The 21932-nt window shown below is 61.9% G+C and carries 21 protein-coding genes; 9 read left to right on the top strand and 12 right to left on the bottom strand.

What is annotated here, in order from left to right:
• Positions 1-37 precede the first annotated feature (37 nt).
• Positions 38-847, bottom strand: a complete 810-nt coding sequence (gene tcdA, locus HBR94_RS17565) for a tRNA cyclic N6-threonylcarbamoyladenosine(37) synthase TcdA (protein ID WP_057441812.1) — start codon at positions 845-847, stop codon at positions 38-40.
• Positions 848-1066: 219 nt separating this feature from the next.
• Between tcdA and HBR94_RS17560 the strand changes: the two genes are divergently transcribed.
• From HBR94_RS17560 to HBR94_RS17545, 4 genes are all read left to right on the top strand, one after another.
• Positions 1067-3658 (top strand): glycosyltransferase, encoded by a 2592-nt coding sequence (locus HBR94_RS17560; RefSeq protein ID WP_057958688.1) that lies wholly within the window; start codon positions 1067-1069, stop codon positions 3656-3658.
• 232 nt (positions 3659-3890) lie between these two features.
• Positions 3891-5042: a succinyl-diaminopimelate desuccinylase gene (dapE, locus tag HBR94_RS17555; protein WP_057958687.1), complete on the top strand. Its 1152-nt coding sequence runs from the start codon at positions 3891-3893 to the stop codon at positions 5040-5042.
• Positions 5042-5851, top strand: a complete 810-nt coding sequence (locus tag HBR94_RS17550; protein WP_115127521.1) for a putative RNA methyltransferase — start codon at positions 5042-5044, stop codon at positions 5849-5851. Before dapE ends, HBR94_RS17550 begins: the two co-directional genes overlap by 1 nt.
• Positions 5852-5924: 73 nt before the next feature.
• Positions 5925-6302 carry a hypothetical protein gene (locus HBR94_RS17545; protein WP_057445111.1) on the top strand — a complete coding sequence of 126 codons (378 nt, stop codon included), beginning with the start codon at positions 5925-5927 and terminating at the stop codon, positions 6300-6302.
• Between the two features lie 143 nt (positions 6303-6445).
• On the opposite strand, the gene HBR94_RS17540 is transcribed toward HBR94_RS17545, so the two are convergent.
• Positions 6446-6655: a cold-shock protein gene (locus tag HBR94_RS17540; RefSeq protein WP_057441757.1), complete on the bottom strand. Its 210-nt coding sequence runs from the start codon at positions 6653-6655 to the stop codon at positions 6446-6448.
• Between the two features lie 179 nt (positions 6656-6834).
• On the opposite strand from HBR94_RS17540, the gene plsB reads away from it, so the two are divergent.
• From plsB to HBR94_RS17525, 3 genes are read left to right on the top strand one after another with little or no spacing between them, the layout of a single operon-like run.
• Positions 6835-9339, top strand: a complete 2505-nt coding sequence (plsB, locus tag HBR94_RS17535) for a glycerol-3-phosphate 1-O-acyltransferase PlsB (protein WP_170045283.1) — start codon at positions 6835-6837, stop codon at positions 9337-9339.
• A gap of 51 nt (positions 9340-9390) precedes the next feature.
• A complete protein-coding gene (locus HBR94_RS17530) occupies positions 9391-9792 on the top strand; it encodes a YbaY family lipoprotein (RefSeq protein WP_057958684.1) in 402 nt (133 codons plus the stop codon).
• A gap of 25 nt (positions 9793-9817) precedes the next feature.
• Complete coding sequence (locus HBR94_RS17525) at positions 9818-10504, top strand: DUF4197 domain-containing protein (RefSeq protein ID WP_057441761.1); 687 nt, start codon at positions 9818-9820, stop codon at positions 10502-10504.
• A gap of 83 nt (positions 10505-10587) precedes the next feature.
• Here HBR94_RS17525 and HBR94_RS17520 read toward each other — a convergent pair whose 3' ends face one another.
• From HBR94_RS17520 to HBR94_RS17510, 3 genes are all read right to left on the bottom strand, one after another.
• Positions 10588-10767: a hypothetical protein gene (locus tag HBR94_RS17520; RefSeq protein ID WP_115127516.1), complete on the bottom strand. Its 180-nt coding sequence runs from the start codon at positions 10765-10767 to the stop codon at positions 10588-10590.
• Positions 10768-10905: 138 nt separating this feature from the next.
• Positions 10906-13971 (bottom strand): efflux RND transporter permease subunit, encoded by a 3066-nt coding sequence (locus tag HBR94_RS17515; protein ID WP_170045282.1) that lies wholly within the window; start codon positions 13969-13971, stop codon positions 10906-10908.
• A gap of 6 nt (positions 13972-13977) precedes the next feature.
• Positions 13978-15081 carry an efflux RND transporter periplasmic adaptor subunit gene (locus tag HBR94_RS17510; RefSeq protein ID WP_057958680.1) on the bottom strand — a complete coding sequence of 368 codons (1104 nt, stop codon included), beginning with the start codon at positions 15079-15081 and terminating at the stop codon, positions 13978-13980.
• A 92-nt stretch (positions 15082-15173) separates the two neighbouring features.
• On the opposite strand from HBR94_RS17510, the gene HBR94_RS17505 reads away from it, so the two are divergent.
• The gene (locus tag HBR94_RS17505) at positions 15174-15809 is read left to right on the top strand and encodes a TetR/AcrR family transcriptional regulator (protein ID WP_057958679.1); all 636 of its coding nucleotides are present in this window, start codon (positions 15174-15176) and stop codon (positions 15807-15809) included.
• On the opposite strand, the gene HBR94_RS17500 is transcribed toward HBR94_RS17505, so the two are convergent.
• Positions 15787-16581: a class I SAM-dependent methyltransferase gene (locus HBR94_RS17500; protein ID WP_170045281.1), complete on the bottom strand. Its 795-nt coding sequence runs from the start codon at positions 16579-16581 to the stop codon at positions 15787-15789. The two genes, HBR94_RS17505 and HBR94_RS17500, sit on opposite strands and share 23 nt — an antisense overlap.
• Before the next feature lie 95 nt (positions 16582-16676).
• Here HBR94_RS17500 and HBR94_RS17495 point away from each other — a divergent pair, with 95 nt between their 5' ends.
• Positions 16677-17297, top strand: coding sequence for a hypothetical protein (locus HBR94_RS17495; protein ID WP_057441769.1), 621 nt, complete (start codon positions 16677-16679; stop codon positions 17295-17297).
• Positions 17298-17300: 3 nt separating this feature from the next.
• On the opposite strand, the gene HBR94_RS17490 is transcribed toward HBR94_RS17495, so the two are convergent.
• From HBR94_RS17490 to adk, 6 genes are all read right to left on the bottom strand, one after another.
• The gene (locus HBR94_RS17490) at positions 17301-17999 is read right to left on the bottom strand and encodes an extensin family protein (RefSeq protein WP_057958676.1); all 699 of its coding nucleotides are present in this window, start codon (positions 17997-17999) and stop codon (positions 17301-17303) included.
• 3 nt (positions 18000-18002) lie between these two features.
• Positions 18003-18830, bottom strand: a complete 828-nt coding sequence (locus tag HBR94_RS17485; protein WP_057441771.1) for an isocitrate lyase/phosphoenolpyruvate mutase family protein — start codon at positions 18828-18830, stop codon at positions 18003-18005.
• Between the two features lie 25 nt (positions 18831-18855).
• A complete protein-coding gene (locus HBR94_RS17480) occupies positions 18856-19716 on the bottom strand; it encodes a DUF72 domain-containing protein (protein ID WP_170045280.1) in 861 nt (286 codons plus the stop codon).
• Positions 19716-20036: a hypothetical protein gene (locus HBR94_RS17475; protein WP_057441774.1), complete on the bottom strand. Its 321-nt coding sequence runs from the start codon at positions 20034-20036 to the stop codon at positions 19716-19718. Before HBR94_RS17475 ends, HBR94_RS17480 begins: the two co-directional genes overlap by 1 nt.
• 192 nt (positions 20037-20228) lie before the next feature.
• Positions 20229-20912, bottom strand: coding sequence for a tRNA (adenosine(37)-N6)-threonylcarbamoyltransferase complex dimerization subunit type 1 TsaB (gene tsaB, locus HBR94_RS17470; RefSeq protein WP_057958675.1), 684 nt, complete (start codon positions 20910-20912; stop codon positions 20229-20231).
• A 90-nt stretch (positions 20913-21002) separates the two neighbouring features.
• Positions 21003-21650: an adenylate kinase gene (adk, locus tag HBR94_RS17465; RefSeq protein WP_057441778.1), complete on the bottom strand. Its 648-nt coding sequence runs from the start codon at positions 21648-21650 to the stop codon at positions 21003-21005.
• Between the last annotated feature and the right edge of the window lie 282 nt (positions 21651-21932).

Here is a 21932-nt window from a genome sequence, read left to right as displayed (position 1 = left end):
CTACTCCCACACTGTGATGGATGTCCAGCCGTGAGATTCAGGCGGGCTTGACCCTCTCGGACGGCCTGCGCACCCCAGCCACAATCTTGTCCACCGCCTTGGTCGCCGCGACCATGCCAAAAGTCGCCGTCACCATCATCACCGCGCCAAATCCGCCGGCGCAGTCCAGCTTGACGCCATCACCGACAAAACTCTTTTGCAAACAGATGCTGCCATCGGGCTTGGGATAGCGCAGTTGTTCGGTGGAGAACACGCAAGGCACGCTGTAGTGCCGGGTCACGGTGCGCGAGAACCCGTAGTCGCGGCGCAAGGTGGAGCGCACTTTCGAGGCCAGCGGGTCGTTGAAGGTGCGGTTCAGGTCGCACACCTGGATCAGCGTCGGGTCAATTTGCCCGCCGGCGCCGCCGGTGGTGATGATCTGGATCTTGCGGCGCTTGCACCAGGCAATCAGCGCCGCCTTGGCGTTGACCGCGTCGATGCAGTCAATCACGCAGTCGATGGTCGGCGTGATGTACTCGGCCATGGTGTCGCGGGTTACGAAGTCCGCCACCGCGTGTACCGTGCAAGCGGGGTTGATCGCACGCAGGCGTTCGGCCATCACTTCGACCTTGGGCTTGCCCACCGTGCTGTCCAGGGCGTGCAACTGACGGTTGCTGTTGCTGACGCACACGTCGTCCAGGTCAAACAGCGAAATCTCGCCCACCCCGCAACGGGCCATGGCTTCAGCGGCCCACGAGCCGACACCGCCCACGCCGACGATGGCCACATGGGCCGCTTTCAAGCGTTCCAGGCCTTCTATGCCATACAAGCGGGCGACGCCGGCAAACCGTGGATCTTCTGTACTCATGACCATTACCCCAAAAACCGGCGCGCATTATAGGGCTACGCAGCGATAAGTTCTAAGCTACAAACTATAAGTAAAGAACTTACCGACGCTTTCGCTGCCCAATGCCCGGTTTTTCCTGGCTTGCTGTACGCAGAGTGCAGGGCCGATGGTAGGATGCGCGCCGTTCGGCGTACACCAACACGTCTATTCGTTCCACACCCTTTGGAACCCGAAACAGCTATGTCATCGCGTAAATTTGGACTCAACCTGGTGGTGGTGCTGGCAATTGCCGCGCTGTTCACCGGTTTCTGGGCGCTGATCAACCGCCCGGTCACTACCCCCAACTGGCCTCAGCAGATTTCCGGGTTTTCTTACTCGCCGTTCCAGCAGGGCCAGTACCCGCAAAAAGACCAGTACCCGACCGACGAACAAATGCGTCAGGACCTTGCGATCATGAGCAAGCTGACGGACAACATTCGGACCTATTCGGTCGACGGCCCTCTGGGGAATATCCCCAAGCTGGCGGAAGAGTTCGGCCTGCGTGTGACCCTGGGGATCTGGATCAGCCCGGACCTTGAGCGCAACGAGCGCGAAATCCAGCGGGCCATCGAGATCGCCAACAGCTCGCGCAGCGTGGTACGTGTGGTGGTCGGCAACGAGGCCATCTTCCGCAAGGAGATTACCCCCGAAGAGCTGATTGTCCTGCTGGACCGGGTGCGCGCCGCCGTCAAAGTGCCAGTGACTACCTCCGAGCAGTGGCATATCTGGGAACACAACCCGCAACTGGGCAAGCATGTCGACCTGATCGCCGCGCACGTTCTGCCGTACTGGGAACATGTGCCGATGGCCCAGGCCGGGCAATTCGTCCTCGACCGGGCCAAGGATCTGAAGAAGACCTTCCCGAAAAAGCCATTGCTGCTGTCGGAAGTCGGCTGGCCGAGCAATGGCCGCATGCGCGGTGGCGCGGACGCCTCCCCGGCTGACCAGGCCATTTACCTGCGCACTCTGGTCAACAAGCTGAACCGCCAGGGCTACAACTACTTCGTGATCGAAGCCTTCGACCAACCCTGGAAAGCCAGTGACGAAGGCTCGGTAGGCGCCTATTGGGGCGTGTTCAACGCCGCGCGCCAGCAGAAATTCAACTTTGAAGGGCCGGTCGTGGCGATTCCGCAATGGCGGGTGCTGGCCATCGGCTCGGTGGTGTTGGCACTGCTGTCGCTGACCTTGCTGATGATCGACGGCTCGTCCCTGCGCCAGCGTGGTCGCACCTTCCTGACCTTTATCGCGTTCCTGTGCGGCTCGGTGCTGGTCTGGATCGGCTACGACTACAGCCAGCAATACAGCACCTGGTTCAGCCTGACCGTGGGCTTCTTGCTCGCGCTGGGTGCCATGGGCGTGTTTATCGTGTTGCTGACCGAGGCCCATGAACTGGCGGAAGCGGTCTGGACCCACAAACGCCGGCGTGAATTCCTGCCGGTTGAAGGGGATTCGGACTACCGCCCGAAAGTCTCCATCCATGTGCCGTGCTACAACGAGCCGCCGGAAATGGTCAAACAGACCCTCGACGCCCTGGCCGCCCTCGATTACCCGGACTACGAAGTCCTGATCATCGACAACAACACCAAGGACCCGGCGGTGTGGGAACCGGTACGCGACTACTGCCTGACCCTGGGCCCGCGCTTCAAGTTCTTCCACGTCGCGCCCCTGGCCGGCTTCAAGGGTGGCGCGCTGAACTACCTGATCCCGCACACCGCCAAGGATGCCGAAGTGATCGCGGTGATCGACTCGGACTACTGTGTATCGCCCAACTGGCTCAAGCACATGGTGCCGCACTTCGCCGACCCGAAAATCGCCGTGGTGCAATCGCCCCAGGATTACCGCGACCAGAACGAAAGCACCTTCAAGAAGCTCTGCTACGCCGAATATAAAGGCTTCTTCCATATCGGCATGGTCACCCGCAACGACCGCGACGCGATCATCCAGCACGGCACCATGACCATGACCCGCCGCTCGGTGCTCGAAGAACTGGGCTGGGCCGACTGGTGCATCTGTGAAGACGCCGAGCTGGGCCTACGGGTATTCGAGAAAGGTCTGTCGGCTGCGTACTACCACACCAGCTACGGCAAGGGCCTGATGCCCGATACCTTTATCGACTTCAAGAAACAGCGGTTCCGCTGGGCCTATGGCGCGATCCAGATCATCAAGCGCCACACCGCCAGCCTGCTGCGCGGCAAGGACACTGAGCTGACCCGTGGCCAGCGCTACCACTTCCTCGCGGGCTGGTTGCCGTGGGTAGCGGACGGCATGAACATCTTCTTCACCGTCGGTGCCCTGTTGTGGTCGGCGGCGATGATCATTGTGCCGACCCGGGTCGACCCGCCGTTGCTGATCTTCGCAATCCCGCCGTTGGCGCTGTTTGTGTTCAAGGTCGGCAAGATCATCTTCCTCTACCGCCGCGCCGTTGGTGTGAACCTCAAGGATGCGTTCTGCGCAGCCCTGGCCGGGTTGGCGTTGTCCCATACCATCGCCAAGGCAGTGCTGTATGGCTTCTTCACCACCAGTATTCCGTTCTTTCGTACACCGAAAAACGCGGATAACCACGGCTTCTGGGTAGCGATTTCCGAAGCCCGTGAAGAGATGTTCATTATGTTGCTGCTGTGGGGCGCGGCGCTGGGGATCTACCTGGTGCAGGGCCTGCCAAGCAATGACATGCGCTTCTGGGTGGTGATGCTGCTGGTGCAATCACTGCCGTATGTGGCGGCGCTGATCATGGCATTCCTGTCGTCACTGCCGAAACCGGCAGCGGTGGCGGAGCCCGCGACGGCCGCGTAAAAACTTGCGCAATGCACTAAACGGCGGCCTCTGGTCGCCGTTTTGCTATAAGATAACGGCCCTTTATGGGTTCAGGCAGCCACCGCCCCCCTTGTGGGAGCGGGCTTGCCCGCGATGGCATCGCTGCGGTGCAACTGCTACACCGCGGCGCCTGCATCGCGGGCAAGCCCGCTCCCACATTGGATATATTTCACTCTCGTCTTGCGCCCTGACACACCTTCGGAGTTTTCCCATGACGGCCCACGCCGACCTTTCGCCGACCCTCCAACTCGCTATCGACTTGATCCGCCGCCCGTCGGTGACGCCGATCGACGCCGATTGCCAGAAGCTGATGATGCAGCGCCTGGGCGACGCCGGCTTTGCGCTTGAGCCGATGCGCATCGAAGATGTGGACAACTTCTGGGCCACCCACGGCAAGCATGAAGGCCCGGTGCTGTGCTTCGCCGGCCACACCGACGTGGTCCCGACCGGCCCGGTGCAGGCCTGGCAGAATGACCCGTTCGACGCACTGATCGACGAACACGGCATGTTGTGCGGGCGTGGCGCGGCCGACATGAAAGGCAGCCTGGCCGCGATGCTGGTGGCCTCCGAGCGCTTTGTGAAGGACTACCCTGACCACAAGGGTTCGGTGGCGTTCCTGATTACCAGCGACGAAGAAGGCCCGGCGCACCACGGCACCAAGGCAGTGATCGAGCGCCTGGCAGCACGCAAGGAGCGCCTGGACTGGTGCATCGTCGGTGAACCGTCGAGCACCACCCTGGTGGGTGATGTGGTCAAGAACGGCCGTCGCGGCTCCCTCGGTGCGACCCTGACCGTGCGCGGTGTGCAAGGCCACGTGGCTTACCCGCACCTGGCAAAGAACCCGATCCACCTGGCCGCCCCGGCCCTGGCCGAACTGGCCGCCGAGCATTGGGACAACGGCAATACCTTCTTCCCGCCGACCAGCTTCCAGATTTCCAACCTCAATTCCGGCACCGGCGCCACCAACGTGATCCCGGGTGACCTGACGGCGGTGTTCAACTTCCGTTTCTCCACCGAGTCCACCGTCGAAGGCCTGCAACAGCGGGTCGCGGCGATTCTCGACAAGCATGGCCTGGACTGGCATGTGGAGTGGGCGCTGTCGGGCCTGCCGTTCCTGACCGAGCCGGGCGCGCTGCTCGATGCGGTGTCCGCCAGCATCAAGGCCATTACCGGCCGCGAGACTCAGGCGTCCACCAGCGGCGGCACGTCCGACGGGCGCTTTATCGCGACCCTCGGCACCCAAGTGGTGGAACTGGGCCCGGTCAACGCGACGATCCATCAGGTCAACGAGCGCATTCTGGCCAGCGACCTCGATGTGCTGACCGAAATCTACTACCAGACCCTGATCAAGTTGCTCGCCTGATGCTTGCTTGCCCCATTTGCAGTGCGCCCCTCAATGAGGTGGATAGTGGCGTGGTATGCCCGGCCGGGCACCGGTTCGACCGGGCCCGCCAGGGTTACCTGAACCTGTTGCCGGTGCAGCACAAGAACAGCCGTGACCCAGGCGATAACCTGGCCATGGTGCAAGCGCGCCGCGACTTCCTCAATGCCGGTCACTATGCGCCTGTGGCCAGGCGCCTGGCCGCACTGGCAGCCGAACGCAAACCCCAGCGCTGGCTGGATATCGGTTGCGGCGAAGGCTACTACACCGCGCAAATCGCCGATGCCCTGCTGCGCGCCGATGGTTATGCCCTGGATATTTCCAAGGAAGCAGTCAAGCGCGCGTGCAAACGCAACCCGACGCTGACTTGGCTGATCGCCAGCATGGCCCGTGTGCCGCTGGCCGACGGCAGTTGCCAGTTCCTCGCCAGCGTGTTCAGCCCCCTGGACTGGCAGGAAGCCAAGCGTCTGCTCAGCCCGGGCGGCGGCCTGATGAAGGTCGGACCGACCAGCGGCCACCTGATGGAACTGCGCGAACGCCTGTACGACGAAGTGCGCGAGTACACCGACGACAAGCACCTGGCCCTGGTGCCAGACGGCATGAGCCTGCAACACAGCGAAGTGCTGGAGTTCAAGCTCAGCCTGGCCGCCCCCGGGGACCGCGCCAATCTGCTGGCGATGACCCCCCATGGCTGGCGTGCCAGCGCCGAGCGCCGCGCCCAGGTGATCGAGCAGGCCGAACCGCTGCTGGTCACCGTGTCGATGCGCTACGACTATTTCGTGCTTCAATAACCGACTATTCCGGGCCTTTGCGCCCACCCTGAATCCGCGAATGGATTTTCGAATCCCGCAACGAGGAACATCCATGCGCCAACCCGATATCGAGATTTACCTCAAGGACGCCGACGTCGACTACAAGGCTATCGCCGCCTGGCTCGGCGCAGCCCTGGGGCCGTGCACCGACTGGGTACAGAAGGGCCAGACCTACAAGTGCAAGGCCGGCAATGTGCCAGTGACCTGGCTGCCCAAGGCCGTGGGCAAATGGAACAGCCTGTACCTGGAAAGCGACCAGACCCCGTGGGAAGACGACATCGCCTGCGCCCGTGCGGCCTTTGCCGCGCTGAACGTTGAAGTGCGCTGCGCGCCGGGGACGTGGGTCGAGGAAGAAGGTGAAGAAAGCGCCGACACCTGGATTCGGATCAGCACCGACGGTGAAGAGCAGATCACCTGGAAAACCACCTGATTCTGAACTGTGAACCCAATCAGATGTGGGAGCGGGCTTGCTCGCGAAAGCAGTCAATCAGTCAACCTCTACAGTGACTGATTCAGCGCTTTCGCGAGCAAGCCCGCTCCCACATGGGTTCAGCGGCGTTGCAGAAATCTGCTTTAAAGACCGACTACATCCTCAGCCTGCAAGCCCTTGTCGCCGGTCACCACGGCGTATTCCACCTGCTGGCCCTCGGCCAGGGAGCGGTGGCCTTCACCGCGGATAGCGCGGTAGTGCACAAACACATCCTTGCCATCCTCCCGCTGGATAAAACCATAGCCCTTGGCGTCGTTGAACCACTTCACATTGCCGGTTTCGCGCGTTGTCATCTGTTTGCTCCCACTGGTTTTTATTGTTGAGTCAGTCGCATTGAACTGCCGAGTATAAGACAGGCTCAAAAACGATCAACTCAACTTTACATCGCTGCTTTTTTGCCGATTTTCGGCGAATACGGCACACTACCCGCCCGAGCGCCTGCTCGGTTTTTTCCACTCAAAGCAGCACGCCTATGACCCGCTCCCCGTTCCGCCGTCTGGTATTTGGCACCTTGCGCCGACTGTTGTACCTCTGGGTTCGCTCGGAGACGATCAACCAGTCGTCCCTCACCCTTAACCTGGACCGCAGCCGGCCGGTGTTCTACGTCCTGCAATCGCCCTCCCTGACCGAACTGGCCGTGGTGGATGCCGAGTGCACCAAGGCCGGCTTGCCGCGCCCGGTGCTGCCGGTGTCCGTTGGCCCGTTGATGGAACCGGCGGCGTTCTTCTACCTGACCCCGGACCCGGACTGGCTCGGCCGCCAGGACAAGCGCGGCGCGCCGCCGACCCTGACCCGCCTGGTCAACACCCTGACCGAGCATGCCGAAGAAAACGCCCAGATCATTCCGGTCAGCGTGTTCTGGGGCCAGTCGCCCGCCAGCGAGTCGAGCCCCTGGAAACTGCTGTTCGCCGACAGTTGGGCAGTCACCGGGCGCCTGCGCCGGCTGTTGAGCATCCTGATCCTGGGGCGCAAGACCCGAGTGCAATTCTCTGCGCCAATCAACCTGCGTGAATTGATCGAGCACAATAAAGGTCACGAACGCACCGTACGAATGGCCCAACGGATCCTGCGGGTACACTTTCGCAACCTGAAGACCGCGGTGATCGGCCCCGACCTGTCCCACCGACGCAACCTGGTCAAAGGGCTGGTGAATATGCCGCTGGTGCGCCAGGCGATCCTCGACGAGGCCGAGCGGGAAAAGATCACCCCGGAAAAAGCCAAGGCCCAGGCCCTGCGCTATGGCAACGAAATTGCCTCGGACTACACCTACACCGCCATCCGCTTCCTCGAAGTGGTGCTGAGCTGGTTCTGGAACAAGATCTACGACGGCATCAAGGTCAACAGTATCGAAGGTGTGCAAAAGGTCGCCCAGGGCTACGAAGTGATCTACGTGCCCTGCCACCGCAGCCATATCGACTACCTGCTGCTGTCTTACCTCCTATTCAAGAACGGCCTGACCCCGCCGCACATTGCTGCCGGGATCAATCTCAATATGCCGGTGATCGGCAGCCTGTTGCGCCGCGGCGGGGCGTTTTTCATGCGCCGTACCTTCAAGGGCAACCCGCTGTACACCTCGGTGTTCAACGAATACCTGCATACCCTGTTCACCAAGGGCTTCCCGGTGGAGTACTTCGTCGAAGGCGGCCGCTCGCGCACCGGGCGCATGTTGCAACCCAAGACCGGGATGCTGGCGATCACCCTGCGCAGCTTCCTGCGCTCCTCGCGCATGCCCATCGTGTTTGTGCCGGTGTATATCGGCTATGAACGGGTACTGGAAGGCCGCACCTACCTGGGCGAACTGCGCGGGGCGACGAAAAAGAAAGAGTCGATCTTCGATATCTTCAAGGTCATTGGCGCGCTCAAGCAGCGCTTTGGCCAGGTGGCGGTCAACTTCGGCGAGCCGATCAAGCTGGCGGAATTCCTCGATCAGGAGCAACCGGACTGGCGCGCCCAGGATCTGGCACCGAACTACAAGCCGGCCTGGTTGAATGAGACCACCAACCGCCTCGGCGAGCGCGTGGCCCAGCACCTCAACGAGGCCGCCGCGATCAACCCGGTGAACCTGGTGGCGTTGGCGCTACTGTCCACCAGCCGCCTGGCCCTGGACGACCAGGCCATGGCCCGGGTGCTGGACCTGTACCTGGCGCTGCTGCGCCGGGTGCCCTACTCGCCCCACACCACGCTGCCCGAAGGTGACGGCCAGGCCTTGATCAAGCACGTCAAGGACATGAACCTGCTGTCGGAACAGAGTGATGCCCTGGGCAAGATCCTCTATCTGGACGAGCAAAACGCTGTCCTGATGACCTATTACCGCAACAACGTGCTGCATATCTTCGCCCTGCCGGCGCTGCTGGCCAGCTTCTTCCAGAGCAGCTCGCGCATGAGCCGCGAACAGATCCTGCGCTACACCCGTGCGCTCTATCCGTACCTGCAATCGGAGTTGTTCATCCGCTGGACCCTGGACGAACTTGACGCAGTGGTCGACCAGTGGCTCGAAGCCTTGGTAGAACAAGGTCTGCTGCGCTTTGAAAACAACATCTACCTGCGCCCGGCGCCCAGCTCGCGCAACTTTGTGCTGCTGACCCTGCTGTCCAAGAGCATTGCCCAGACCCTGCAACGCTTCTACATGGCCATTTCCCTGCTGCTCAACAGCGGCCAGAACAGCATCGGCGCCGAAGAGCTGGAAGACTTGTGCACGGTCATGGCCCAGCGCCTGTCGATCCTGCATGGCCTGAATGCCCCGGAGTTCTTCGATAAGAGCCTTTTCCGACATTTTATTCAGACGTTGCTCGAGCAAGATGTGCTGCGTCGCGATGAAGCCGGCAAGTTGAGTTACCACGACCTGCTCGGCGAATTGGCCGAAGGCGCAGCCAAACGGGTGTTGCCGGCGGAGATTCGCCTGTCGATCCGCCAGGTCGCGTTGCACCGCAATGAAGAAGCGCCCGCACCGGACGCCGAGGCGGACGAAACCCGCTAGATTTACCAGGGCGCCAGGGTGTTTCTGGCGCCGTTGACAAGGAGCTGTACCATGAAAAAAATCATCCTCTTGGGCCTGACCGCCCTGCTGGGAGCCTGTCACTCGATGAATCCTGCGCCCAAAGCCAGCCTTGATGGCGAAGTGTTCTACCTGCAACGTATCGCCCTGCCGCCTGCCGCGACCTTGAGCGTCAGCCTGCAGGATGTGTCCCTGGCCGATGCGCCCGCCGTCACCCTGGCCGAGCAGAAAGGCCCGGTCAACGGCCAGGTGCCGCTGCCCTTCCACCTGAGCTACGACCCGGCCCAGGTCAAGCCTGGCCACAGCTATTCGGTCAGCGCTCGCATCGAGCTGGATGGCAAGCTAATGTTTATCACCACCGAGCGCCATTCGGTGCAGTTGAACGGCCAGGATTCCCAGCCGCTGCGCCTGCGCGTTGACGCCGTTGCCCACTGATCCAGTCGATTAAAAGGAAGCGCCCATGCTCCGTAACTCTCTTCGCCTCACCACCTTGTGTGCCGGCCTGCTGCTCGGTGCCAACGCCATGGCCCTGTCCCTCGGTGACCTGTCCCAGGGCGACGCTACCGGCGGCCTCAAGGACGCCCTGACCCAAGGCGCACAGATTGCCGTCAAGCAACTGGGGGCTCCCGGTGGCTTCAGCAACAACCCCGAGGTCAAGATCGGTTTGCCGGGCAAGCTGGAGAAAGCTGCCGGCGCCCTGAAAATGCTCGGCATGGGCGATCAGATCACCCAGCTTGAAGCCAGCATGAACAAGGCCGCCGAATCCGCCGTGACCCAGGCCCAGCCGATTCTGGTGAATGCCGTGAAAAACATGAGCGTGAACGACGCCAAGGGCATCCTCAGCGGTGGCCAGGATTCGGCGACCCAGTATCTGGACAAAAGCAGCCGTGAGCAGATCCGCGCCAAGTTCCTGCCGATCGTCAAGCAATCCACGGACAAGGTCGGTGTAGCCCAGCAATACAACGCGCTCGCCAAAAAGGCGCCCCTGGGTTTACTGGGTGGCAAGAGCGACAGCGTCGAAAACTACGTGACTGAGCAAGCGCTGGACGGCCTGTTCAAGATGATTGCCCAACAGGAAGAAAGCATTCGCCAGAACCCGGCAGCCGCCGCGACCAGCCTGGCGAAGAAAGTGTTCGGTGCCCTCTAGGTACACTGTCGGTAACAAACACCAACGCCCCGAATAACTGGGGCGTTGGTGTTATTGCCCAGCGGACATGCACCTTACTACCATCAGCTGTAGCTGATTTTTCCCTCGTACTTGATGGTACTGGAGAACTGCGGCGGTTGAGCGTGGTGGTGGTGGCAGGGCGGAGGCTTGCATTTGGATTTACCGCGCTTGCCCATTTTGAAGGCCATCATCGGCATCATGCCCAGACCTATACCTATACCACCCATTGCAAATAAACCCATAGGTAATTCCTCGCAGGTTGATAAAGCCTTGTTCTGTAACAACCCCGTTGCCAGAAGAAGGTACCTGTAACTCAGGTACCCCTAAGTGGCAAACACGCAGGAAAAGGTTCCTAAACCGCGTAGCCGATTCACGCAGGCTTATGCCGAGCGCGGCTTGACCCGGAACCACGCCGCATACAGCGCCGGCAGAAACAGCAGCGTCAACGCCGTCGCCACAATCAACCCACCCATGATCGCCACCGCCATCGGCCCGAAAAACACACTGCGCGACAGCGGGATCATCGCCAACACCGCCGCCAGGGCCGTCAGCACAATCGGCCGGAAGCGCCGCACGGTGGCTTCGATAATCGCCTGCCAAGGCTCCAGGCCCGCCTTGATGTCCTGCTCGATCTGGTCCACCAGGATCACCGAGTTACGCATGATCATCCCCGACAACGCGATGGTCCCCAACATGGCCACGAAGCCAAACGGCTGGCGGAACACCAGCAGGAACAGCGTCACCCCGATCAGCCCCAGCGGCGCGGTCAGGAACACCATGGCCGTGCGCGAGAAGCTGCGCAGTTGCAGCATCAGCAAGGTCAGCACCACCACGATAAACAGCGGCACCCCGGCCTTCACCGAGTTCTGCCCTCGGGCGGAGTCTTCCACGGTGCCGCCCACGTCCAACAGGTAACCGTCCGGCAATTCGGCACGTACATCTGCCAGGGTCGGCAGGATCTGCTGGACCAGGGTCGCCGGTTGCTCCTTGCCGTAGATATCAGCACGTACAGTCACCGTTGGCAGGCGGTTGCGGTGCCAGATAATGCCTTCCTCGAAGCCATATTCCAGGGTGGCGATCTGCGACAGCGCCACGCTGGTGCCGTTGTCGGTCGGCACCGCCAGGCTCGGCAGCAGCGACAATTCGGTGCGCTCATGCACGGTGCCGCGCAGGAGGATTTCGATCAACTCGTTGTCTTCCCTGTATTGGCTGACGCTGGAGCCGGTCAGGGAGCTCTGGAGGAATTTCGACAGGTTGACGGTGCTCACGCCCAAGGCGCGGGCGCGGTCCTGGTCGACATTGAGGTAGACGATCTTGCTTGGTTCTTCCCAGTCCAGATGCACGTTGGCCACGTGGCTGTTCTCACGCACCTTGGCCGCGACCTTGCGCGCCAGGGCCCGCACTTCTTCGATGTGCTCTCCAGTCACGCGGAACTGCACCGGGTAACCAACCGGCGGGCCGTTCTCCAGGCGGGTGACCCGCGAACGCAGGTCGGGGAATTGCTCGTTGAGGGTTTCGATCAACCAGGTGCGCAGGGTTTCGCGCTCCTCGATGGTCTTGGCCAACACCACAAACTGGGCAAAGCTGGCCGCCGGCAGTTGCTGGTCCAGGGGCAGGTAGAAGCGCGGTGAGCCGGTGCCGACATAGGCCACGTAGTTTTCGATCCCCTCATGCGCCTTGAGCAAGCCTTCGAGACGCTTGACCTGCTCGGCGGTGCTGCTCAGGGAGGCGCCTTCCGCCAGTTTCAGGTCGACCATCAGTTCCAGGCGCCCGGACGCCGGGAAGAATTGTTGCGGGACAAAACGGAACAGCGCCACCGAGCCGATAAACAGCAGCACCGTCAGCACAATCACGGTTTTGCGGCGGCGCACACACCACTCCACCCAGCGCCTTACGCGCTGGTAGAACGGCGTGCCGTACGGATCCGGCCCATCAGCACCGTGCTTGGCCGCATGAATTTTCGCCAGATCCGGCAGGAGCTTTTCCCCCAGATACGGCACAAACACCACAGCGGCGACCCACGAGGCCAGCAGCGCGATGGTCACCACCTGAAAGATCGAGCGGGTGTATTCGCCGGTACTCGATTGCGCGGTGGCAATCGGCAGGAAGCCGGCTGCGGTGATCAGCGTACCGGTGAGCATCGGAAACGCCGTACTGGTCCAGGCGAAACTGGCTGCCTTGAGACGGTCGTAGCCCTGCTCCATTTTGATCGCCATCATTTCCACGGCGATGATCGCGTCGTCCACCAACAGGCCCAGGGCCAGGACCAGCGCCCCCAGGGAAATCTTGTGCAGGCCGATCCCCAGGTAATACATGCAGGCAAACGTCATCGCCAACACCAGCGGAATCGCCAGTGCCACCACCATGCCGGTGCGCACACCGAGGGAGAAGAAACTCACCAGCAATACAATCGCCAAGGCCTCGGCCAAGACCTGGACGAATTCGCCCACGCTGGTCTTCACCGCAGCCGGCTGGTCCGACACCTTGCGCAGTTCCATGCCTGCCGGAAGGTTCTTCTGCAGGCGTGCGAACTCGCCCTCCAGGGCCTTGCCCAGTACCAGGATATCGCCACCATCGCGCATGGCCACGGCCAGGCCGATTGCGTCGTCACCCATATAGCGCATACGTGGCGCCGGTGGGTCGTTGAAGCCCCGGTGAATCTCGGCCACATCGCCGATGCGGAAGGTGCGGTCGCCGACGCGGATCGGGAAATTGCGGATCTCTTCGACCGTCTTGAAGTTACCCGACACCCGCAGTTGCACGCGCTCGCTCGGGGTCTCAAAGAACCCGGCGGTGGACACCGCGTTCTGCTCCTGCAACGCCTGCTGCACCGCCGCCAGGGGCAGGCCGAGGGTGGCGAGCTTGAGGTTGGACAGCTCGATCCAGATCTTCTCGTCCTGCAACCCCAGCAGATCGACCTTGCCCACATCCGGCACCCGTTGCAGCTGGATCTGGATGCGGTCGGCGTAGTCCTTGAGCACCGCGTAGTCAAAACCCTCGCCGGTCAGGGCGTAGATATTGCCAAAGGTGGTGCCGAATTCGTCGTTGAAGAACGGGCCCTGGATGTCCGGTGGCAGGGTCTGGCGGATATCGCTGATCTTCTTGCGCACCTGGTACCACAGGTTGGGAATCTGCGCCGAGTGCATCGAGTCCCGCGCAATAAACGTGACCTGGGATTCGCCCGGGCGGGAGAACGAGACAATGCGCTCGTACTCGCCGGTTTCCATTAGCTTCTTTTCAATGCGCTCGGTGACCTGGCGCGAGACTTCCTGGGCCGTGGCCCCTGGCCAGTTGGTCTTGATGACCATGGCTTTGAAGGTGAACGGCGGGTCTTCACTTTGCCCCAGCTTGGTGTAGGACAACGTACCGACGACGGCCAGCAGCAGCATCAGGAACAGGACGATCTGGCGATTGCGCAACGCCCATTCGGAAAGATTGAAACCCATCGGGGACTACTCCTTGTTGGCCGCCAGATTCACCACCCGGTTGGAGCGATCCACCGGGCGTACTTGCTGGCCCTCATGGAGCACATGGACACCGGCGGCAATCACCCAGTCGGAGGGGCTCAGGCCTTCAAGCACCGGTACGCTTTTTTCGCCGAACGCGCCGATGCGCACGGCCGTGCGCTTGAGGGTGTTATCCGGCTTGACCAACCAGACGTAGGACGCGCCGTTCTCTGCGCTGAGGGCAGACAGCGGCACCGACAACGGAATCACGCCGTCGGCCTGGATAAAGACCCGCGCGCTCTGCCCCAGCTCCGCCGGGACTTTACCGGCGTTGAAGGCGACACGGGCGGCGAAGGTGCGCGACTTGGGATCGGCCGCCGGCGACAGCTCGCGAATGCGCCCCTCGAAGCGTTGGTCGGGCTGGCTCCACAGCTCCACGGAGACCGGCTGGCCGACCTTGAAGCGACCGAAGCTCTGCTCCGGGAAGCTGATCAACACTTCACGCTCGCCATCGGTGGCCAGGGTGAACACGGTCTGCCCGGCCGACACTACTTGCCCGACTTCCACTGCACGCTTGGCGACCACGCCATCCTGGGGTGCGCGCAGCACGGCATAGCCGGCCTGGTTGTTGGCCACGTCGAATTCAGCCTTGATCTGCTGCAGGCGTGCGACACCAGAACGGTAGAGGTTTTCGGAATTGTCGTACTGGGAACGGCTGACCATCTGACGGTCCATCAGGGTCTTGTAGCGATCACGCTCGGCCCGCACCAGGCTCAGGTTGGCCTCGGCTGCCGTGACCTGGGCACGGGTGGCCTGCAGTTGCAGGCGTACATCCTGGGGATCGAGCTCTGCCAGCGGCTGGTTGGCCTTGACGCGCTCGCCCTCCTCCACCAGCCGGCGACTGACTTTGCCACCAATGCGAAAGGCCAGGTCCGGCTCATAACGGGCGCGAACCTCGCCTGGATAACTGTCCATTGCCAGCGCCGAGGGCTGTGGCTGCACCACCATGGCCGGGCGGACGGTGGTTTGGGCCGCTTCTTCATGGCCGCAGGCAGCCAATAAAAGAGCAAGGCTGGCAGGCAACGCGAGGTGCAGGAAAATGCTGCGCATGCTGAAGGACCTTTCGCAAATGGTGCTTGGAGTAATTATACTGGCCAGTATGTTATTAATACCAAACTCACCAGTCCAGTATTAAAGTGAAAATGTCCGACAATCCTGTAAACACCAATAGCCCCGGGCGCCCCAAGGACATGGCAAAACGCCAGGCAATCCTCGACGCGGCGAAAATCCTGTTTTTGAGCAATGGTTACGCGAGTACCAGCATGGATGCCGTGGCCGTTGAGGCTGGCGTGTCGAAACTGACGGTCTACAGCCACTTCACCGACAAGGAAACGCTGTTCACCGCCGCCGTCGAAGCCAAGTGCGAAGCACAACTGCCGGTGATGTATTTCGAGTTGCCGGACGACGTGCCAGTGGAGAAGGTGCTGCTGAACATCGCCCGAGGCTTTCACCTGCTGATCAACAGCGAGGAATCGGTGAACCTGCATCGCCTGATGATGACCTCAGGCAATCAGGATCCGAAGCTGTCGCAGATCTTCTTCGAAGCCGGCCCCATGCGGATGTTGCAGGGCATGGAGCGCCTGCTGGGCAAGATCAATCAAAGTGGCGCATTGCGCATCGACAAGCCATTTACCGCAGCCGAGCACTTCTTTTGCCTGCTCAAGGGCACGGCAAACTTCTGCTTGCTGTATGGCTGCGGCGAACGCTTGAGCGAAGCGGCCGCCGAGGAGCATGTGCAGGAAGTGGTGGGATTGTTTATGCGGGCGTACCGGCCTTGAGCGCTTTCTTCGGATAAATATCGTACCGGCTGGATTTGCCATCCAGCGCATGGCTCGGCTTGGGCCCCTCAATGCACGGCGCCTTGCGTGGGCGCTTCACCACCACCCGGTGGCTGGCCAGGGCCAAGGCCGCCGCGAGCAATGCCGGGGCATCCGGATCGTCACCCACCAGCGGGCGGAACAGGCGCATTTCCTTCTTCACCAGGGCGGTTTTCTCCCGATGGGGAAACATTGGGTCGAGGTAGATCACCTGCGGCGGCTCACCTTCCCAATTACGCATCACCTCGATGGAATTGCCCTTGAGCAGGGTCATCCGCGCAACAATCGGCGCCACTTCAAAATCCTCCGCCCCACGCGCCAGACCATCTTCGAGCAAGGCACCGATCAGCGGCTGACGTTCGATCAGGCTCATCTCGCAGCCCAGGCTGGCCAGCACGAAGGCATCCTTACCCAGGCCGGCCGTGGCATCCAGCACTCGCGGGCGCACGCCTTGCGAGACCCCCACCGCCTTGGCAATCATCTGCCCGCTGCCACCCCCATAGAGCCGCCGATGGGCAGCACCGCCCTCGACAAAATCCACCCGCACCGGGCCAGGCGCATCCGGGCCCAGCTGTTGCAGTTGCAGGCCATGCTCACCCACTTGCAGGGCAAAATCGGCGTCCGCCAGTTGCACAGGCAAACCGAGCTGCTCGGCCCAGTGCTGGGCACGGCCCTGAAAACCGTCGGCCAAGGCCTCGACCCGAATGCGGCTGGCCGCGGTTTGTTCGCTCATCGTTTACTACGCTCAAAAATATTAAGGATCGGCAAACAGCGGCCGATAAAAAAGGATCAGGCATTTTGCCAGACCCTGAGCGTCGACCGAGAGAAATGTCAGACATTCATTCCCTATTCACCGGTGTCCTGCCGACCCACAACCACTTCGGCCTGCGCAATACCCAAGCGCTGGCCGGCGTCAGTCATGTGTGGCAGGACTTCTTCGCCCGGGCGTTGGCCGAGCAGCTTGGCCAGGAGCCAGGTGCGCAGCTGGCCGCCGATCCGGTGCCGGTGGATGCCTCGGTCGAACCCAGCGCCGGCAGCGACCTGCTGACGCAAATCGTCACCCAGCGTCATTGCGATGTCCAGGACACCGAGATCGCCCCGCCTGAGCCACTGTTCCTGCCGATTGCCGAGTTCGAACTGGAGTTGCTGCCACCGGCGGCCGTGCCGTTCCCGGAGGATGAAATCGTTGCCCAGCAACGCCAGCAGAACTTCGAGAGTGGCTGGGTACGACCGATTGTCCTGACCGCCGGCCAGCCATTGCCCGAGCCAGGCCCGGCGCCGCAACCCAAGCCGCTGTTCCTGCCGATTGCCGAATTCGAACTGGACCTGCTGCCACCGGCGGCCGAGCCATACCCCGACGAGGAACTGGTGCAACAGCAAAAGGCCCTGGACTTCGATTGCGGCTGGGCCCGCCCATTGATCCTCAACAACCTGCGCCTGGCGGCCTGACCCTTAGCGGCACACCCACCAACGCCCCATATCCAAATGGAAATGGTTGCGATGGGCGGCGTTGTAATCCGGGCTCAAGACCACGTTGAAATCATTGCACGCACTGTCGCGCACCTGCCGCAGAAAGCGTGCGCTGGCACCCTCTCCTGGCCAATCCTTCAACACATTGATGCTGCGCCCATCCGCCAGGCGAAACCCGGCAATGTCCAGAGCATTGGCCGAGGCATGCTGGCTGAGTCGCCCTTCAGCCCGCCCATACATGTTGCGGCAGGCAAAACTGCCGAGGTGATCGACCCGCGTCACCGCCTGGCCAAACACCGCCTGGGCAGCCGGCTGCAAGCTGTGGCGCTCGAACAGGGCAAACGCCACCGCCAAGGGGCAACTGGCGAGAAAACTGCTGCTCAACCCCACCTCCGCGCCCTGAACCCGCAACGTGTTGCGCAATGGGCAAGCCGCATCCGCCGGGCTGTCCGCTTGATGGCTGACCCGCAACCCGGAGGTTTTCAGCACCTGGTCGCACAGGGTGGGATCGTCCTGCAAGCGCCCCAGTTTGAAGCGGGTCAGCAGGTTAGGCGCAGCTTGCACATCCAAGGGCGCCCAGGGGTTCCACTCGGCGGGCAGCGGCACCCAGCCGCGCCAGATGCCTACGAGTAGGCCACCCGCGAGTAGCAGCAACACACCCAACACTTTGAAAAAAGCCACGTCTCAACCCTTGCACAACTGATTTGCCTGGCTGAACGGCATCGAGCGCTCGGTAAAGGTGAAGGTTCCCAGCTCCTGAACCTCCCGCGCGGCCCTGAAGAACTCCCCATAGGCCGCCAGGGCCATGGCCGAGCCGACGCTGATGCGCTTGACGCCCATCTCGCTCAGTTGCGCCACCGAGAGCTTGAGGCCACCTGACATCAACACATTCACCGGTTTTGGCGCCACCGCCCGCACCACCGCCAATACTTCCTCAGCACTGCGCAGGCCCGGGGCATACAGCACGTCGGCACCCGCTTCGGCGTAGGCCTGCAAACGGCGAATAGTGTCGGGAAAATCCAGGCGACCATGTAGGAGGTTCTCCGCACGGGCCGTCAGCATGAAGGGAAATGGCAAGCTGCGTGCCGCAGCGACGGCAGCCTCGATGCGTTCTACAGACAGATCAAAGGGGTAGATCGGGTCGACCGCAATCCCGGTAGCGTCTTCGATAGAACCGCCGACGATGCCGGTAGCGGCTGCCCGCAACAGGCTCTGGGCACAACCTTGAGGCGTATCGCTGAAGCCGTTTTCCAGGTCCGCCGCCACCGGCAGCGCGGTGGCCTGAACGATCATCCCGGCGTTGCCCAGAGTATCCTCCAGCGATAGCGCGCCTTCAGCATCCGGGCGCCCCAGACTGAAGGCAAAACCCGCGCTGGTAGTGGCCAGGGCTTCAAAACCGAGGCTGGCGAGCATCTTGGCGGAACCGGCGTCCCACGGGTTGGGCATCACGAATGCACGATCACGCTCGTGCAGGGCTCGAAAGGATTCGGCGCGAAGGGTTTGGGCATCCATGACTGACTCCAGGCACAAAAGAACCCTAGAGTAACCCCAGTTGCTCCACCGCGGGCTCCCGATGCAACTGCGCCAACGCCGGCAACCCCGGCAACCGCTCCATCAATTGCTGATGAAAGCGTATGGCCAGTTGGGCCGCCAGGCGGTTATCCGAGGTGTGCAGGAACACATAAGGCGTGCGCCCCTCCTCAATCCAGCCTGCGACTTTCTCAAGCCACGGCACGAGGAACGGGTCGTTGGCTTCCAGGTCCGGGTGGCCGATAAAGCGTACCTGGGGAAACTGGGTCAACGCCGCTGGCCGGGGCGGTACCTTGGGCTTTTTCGATTGGGCGTGGAGCACCGCTGCCGAAGTCGACGTGCAACTGAACAAAGCTCGTGGATCCAGGCAGATACGCTCGACCCCGCGATCACGCAGCAGGCGGTTGAGGCTGCGCTCGGCGTCACCCTTGGCGAAGAACTCACGATGACGCACCTCCACCGCCAACGGACGCTCCAGACCGTCGATAAACCCTGCCAGCTCCCCCAGCCGCTGCGGGGTGAAGCTGGCCGGCAGTTGCAGCCACAACGGCGACACCCGCTCGCCCAGCGGGCTCATCAAGCCAAGAAAGCTTTCGGCGGCGGGCAACTGTTCGCGCAGGTCGGCACTGTGGCTGATATCACCGGGAAATTTGGCGGTAAACCGAAAGTGCGCGGGCATGATCTCGGCCCAGCGCTGCACGGTGGCCACCGAGGGCCGCGCGTAGAAGGTGGTGTTGCCTTCGCAGGCATTGAACACTTGGCAATACAGCCCGAGAAAATCCGTGGCGCGGGCGTCTTGCGGATACAGGTACTCGCGCCAGGTGTTTTCACTCCAGGACGGGCAACCGAGGAAATAAGGCAACAGCATCAGATGTGGATATCGAGACCCAGCACTTCCATATCCCATTCGACAAAGCCGGCAGTGGTCAGGTAGCTGGCCAGGGCCGTAGCGACGTTTTTGCTCATGGAGCGCGGGAAGATCATGTCTTGCTGGCGGGCCGGAACGCCGCCGATACGCGAACCGCTGGCACCTTGGGCACGGGCGGAAACTGCCGCGCCCTGGGAGGTTTCGGGCTGGACTTCAATAAAGTCGGGGGATTCTTCGACGGACTCGTCTACCGTCACGTTCGCCTTGCGTGGCTTGCGCTTGAGGGGGTAGGACTGGGTAGAAAAGCCGTCTATACGCATACATGCAGATCCGCTATCAATGATGGCAATTTAGCGGCACTTTCCTTGGCACGCAAATGCTCTGGTGATAACTAGAACACATAAACGGGCAAAGGTTTAAACCCAGGGGCAAATTCTGACGATTGGCGCGAATTGCCTGCGATCAACGGTGGGGCTCGGCAGCTCCCATACTAGAGGCTGAGCGCAATAAGCCTAGAGCCCGCGCTCGGCCTTGGTCTGCGCCACTTTATCGCGTAGGTACACCGGAGCGGCCTGATCAGCCGGGATCGCCTCGCCGCGCTCCCAGGCAAAACGCGCCAGGCTCAGCAGGTCTTCGGCATGGGGCAACATCCCGGCATCCTGGCCGGCCGTGGCCACGGCGATACGTTCGCCATAACCCCACCCCGTACCAGCGCCAAACCAGTCGCCACTGGCATCGGCCGGCAACGCGGCGGCCTCGGGCGGCTGCACGGCCTCGACGCCGACCAGGCGCATCTCACCAGCGGTTTCGCGGTAGCAGCCCCAATAGACCTCATCCATCCGCGCATCAATGGCGGCCGCGACCTGGCGTGCGCCATGTTCACGCAACGCGCGCTGGGCCAACACGGCCAGGTTGGACACCGGCAGTACCGGCCGCTCCAGGGCAAACGCCAGGCCCTGCACCACACCGATGGCGATGCGCACGCCGGTGAATGCACCCGGGCCGCGGCCAAAGGCGATGGCGTCTACCGCCGACAGGGTGGTGCCGGCATCGAGCAATAGCTGCTTGATCATCGGCAGCAGCTTTTGCGCGTGCAGGCGCGGGATCACCTCATAGTGGCTCGTGACCTTGCCGTTATGCAGCAGGGCAACGGAGCAAGCTTCAGTCGCGGTGTCCAGGGCCAGCAGGGTGCTCATCGGTATGGGTGTCCAAATCGAAAAAAAGTGCGCCAGTATAAACAACAACGGCCCGCAAGCGGGCCGTTGAACGTCAAGCCAATCGTCAGATCAGTTCAGCGCTTCCAGCACCTTGGCGGTGATGGCTTCCACCGAGCCAACGCCCGGGATGTGGCTGTATTTCGGCTTGCCCTGGGCAGCCGACAGCTTCTGGTAGAACTCTACCAGCGGCTTGGTCTGGGAGTGGTAGACCGACAGGCGATGACGCACGGTTTCCTCGGTGTCGTCTTTGCGCTGCACCAGGTCATCACCGGTTACATCATCCTTGCCAGCCACTTTTGGCGGGTTATAGACGATGTGGTAGACGCGGCCCGAGGCTTCGTGAACGCGGCGACCGGCGATACGCTGGACGATCTCTTCATCTTCAACGGCGATTTCAACCACAGCGTCCAGCTCGACGCCGGCTTTCACCAGGGCTTCGGCCTGGGGAATGGTGCGTGGGAAACCGTCGAACAGGAAACCGTTCTTGCAGTCGTCCTGGCTGATGCGTTCCTTGACCAGGTTGATGATCAGGTCGTCGGAGACCAGGCCACCGCTGTCCATCACGCTCTTGGCGATCAGGCCCAGCTCGGTGCCGGCCTTGACGGCAGCGCGCAGCATGTCGCCAGTGGAGATTTGTGGAATGCCGAACTTTTCAGTGATGAACTTTGCCTGAGTACCTTTACCGGCCCCGGGAGCTCCCAGCAGAATGACGCGCATCGATGTGCTCCTCAATTTTTTATAGAGATGACGCTCGGATTCGCCGCGTGGGGCCAATCTCGTAGAATATGCTCGTAAAAATACGAATCCAGGCCGCCCAACCGGCCAAAGGCTGATCAAGATACACAGCGAGCCCTAACCACACAAGCCGCCAAAAGTCGGAAGAACCCGCACCACACAAGCCTTTTGGTCGCGGTATCCCTTGGTGCAACCCGGACACAAAACCGCCGGCACAGCCCTTTCGGGTCAGCCGGCGGTTTTGTGTGCAAGCCCTTGAGAACA

The organism is Pseudomonas sp. WS 5412 (assembly GCF_012985615.1).
In the GTDB taxonomy this organism is placed as follows: domain Bacteria; phylum Pseudomonadota; class Gammaproteobacteria; order Pseudomonadales; family Pseudomonadaceae; genus Aquipseudomonas; species Aquipseudomonas shahriarae.
The sequence above is the reverse complement of the archived record's forward strand: the minus strand, read 5'-3'. Positions and strand labels throughout refer to the sequence as shown.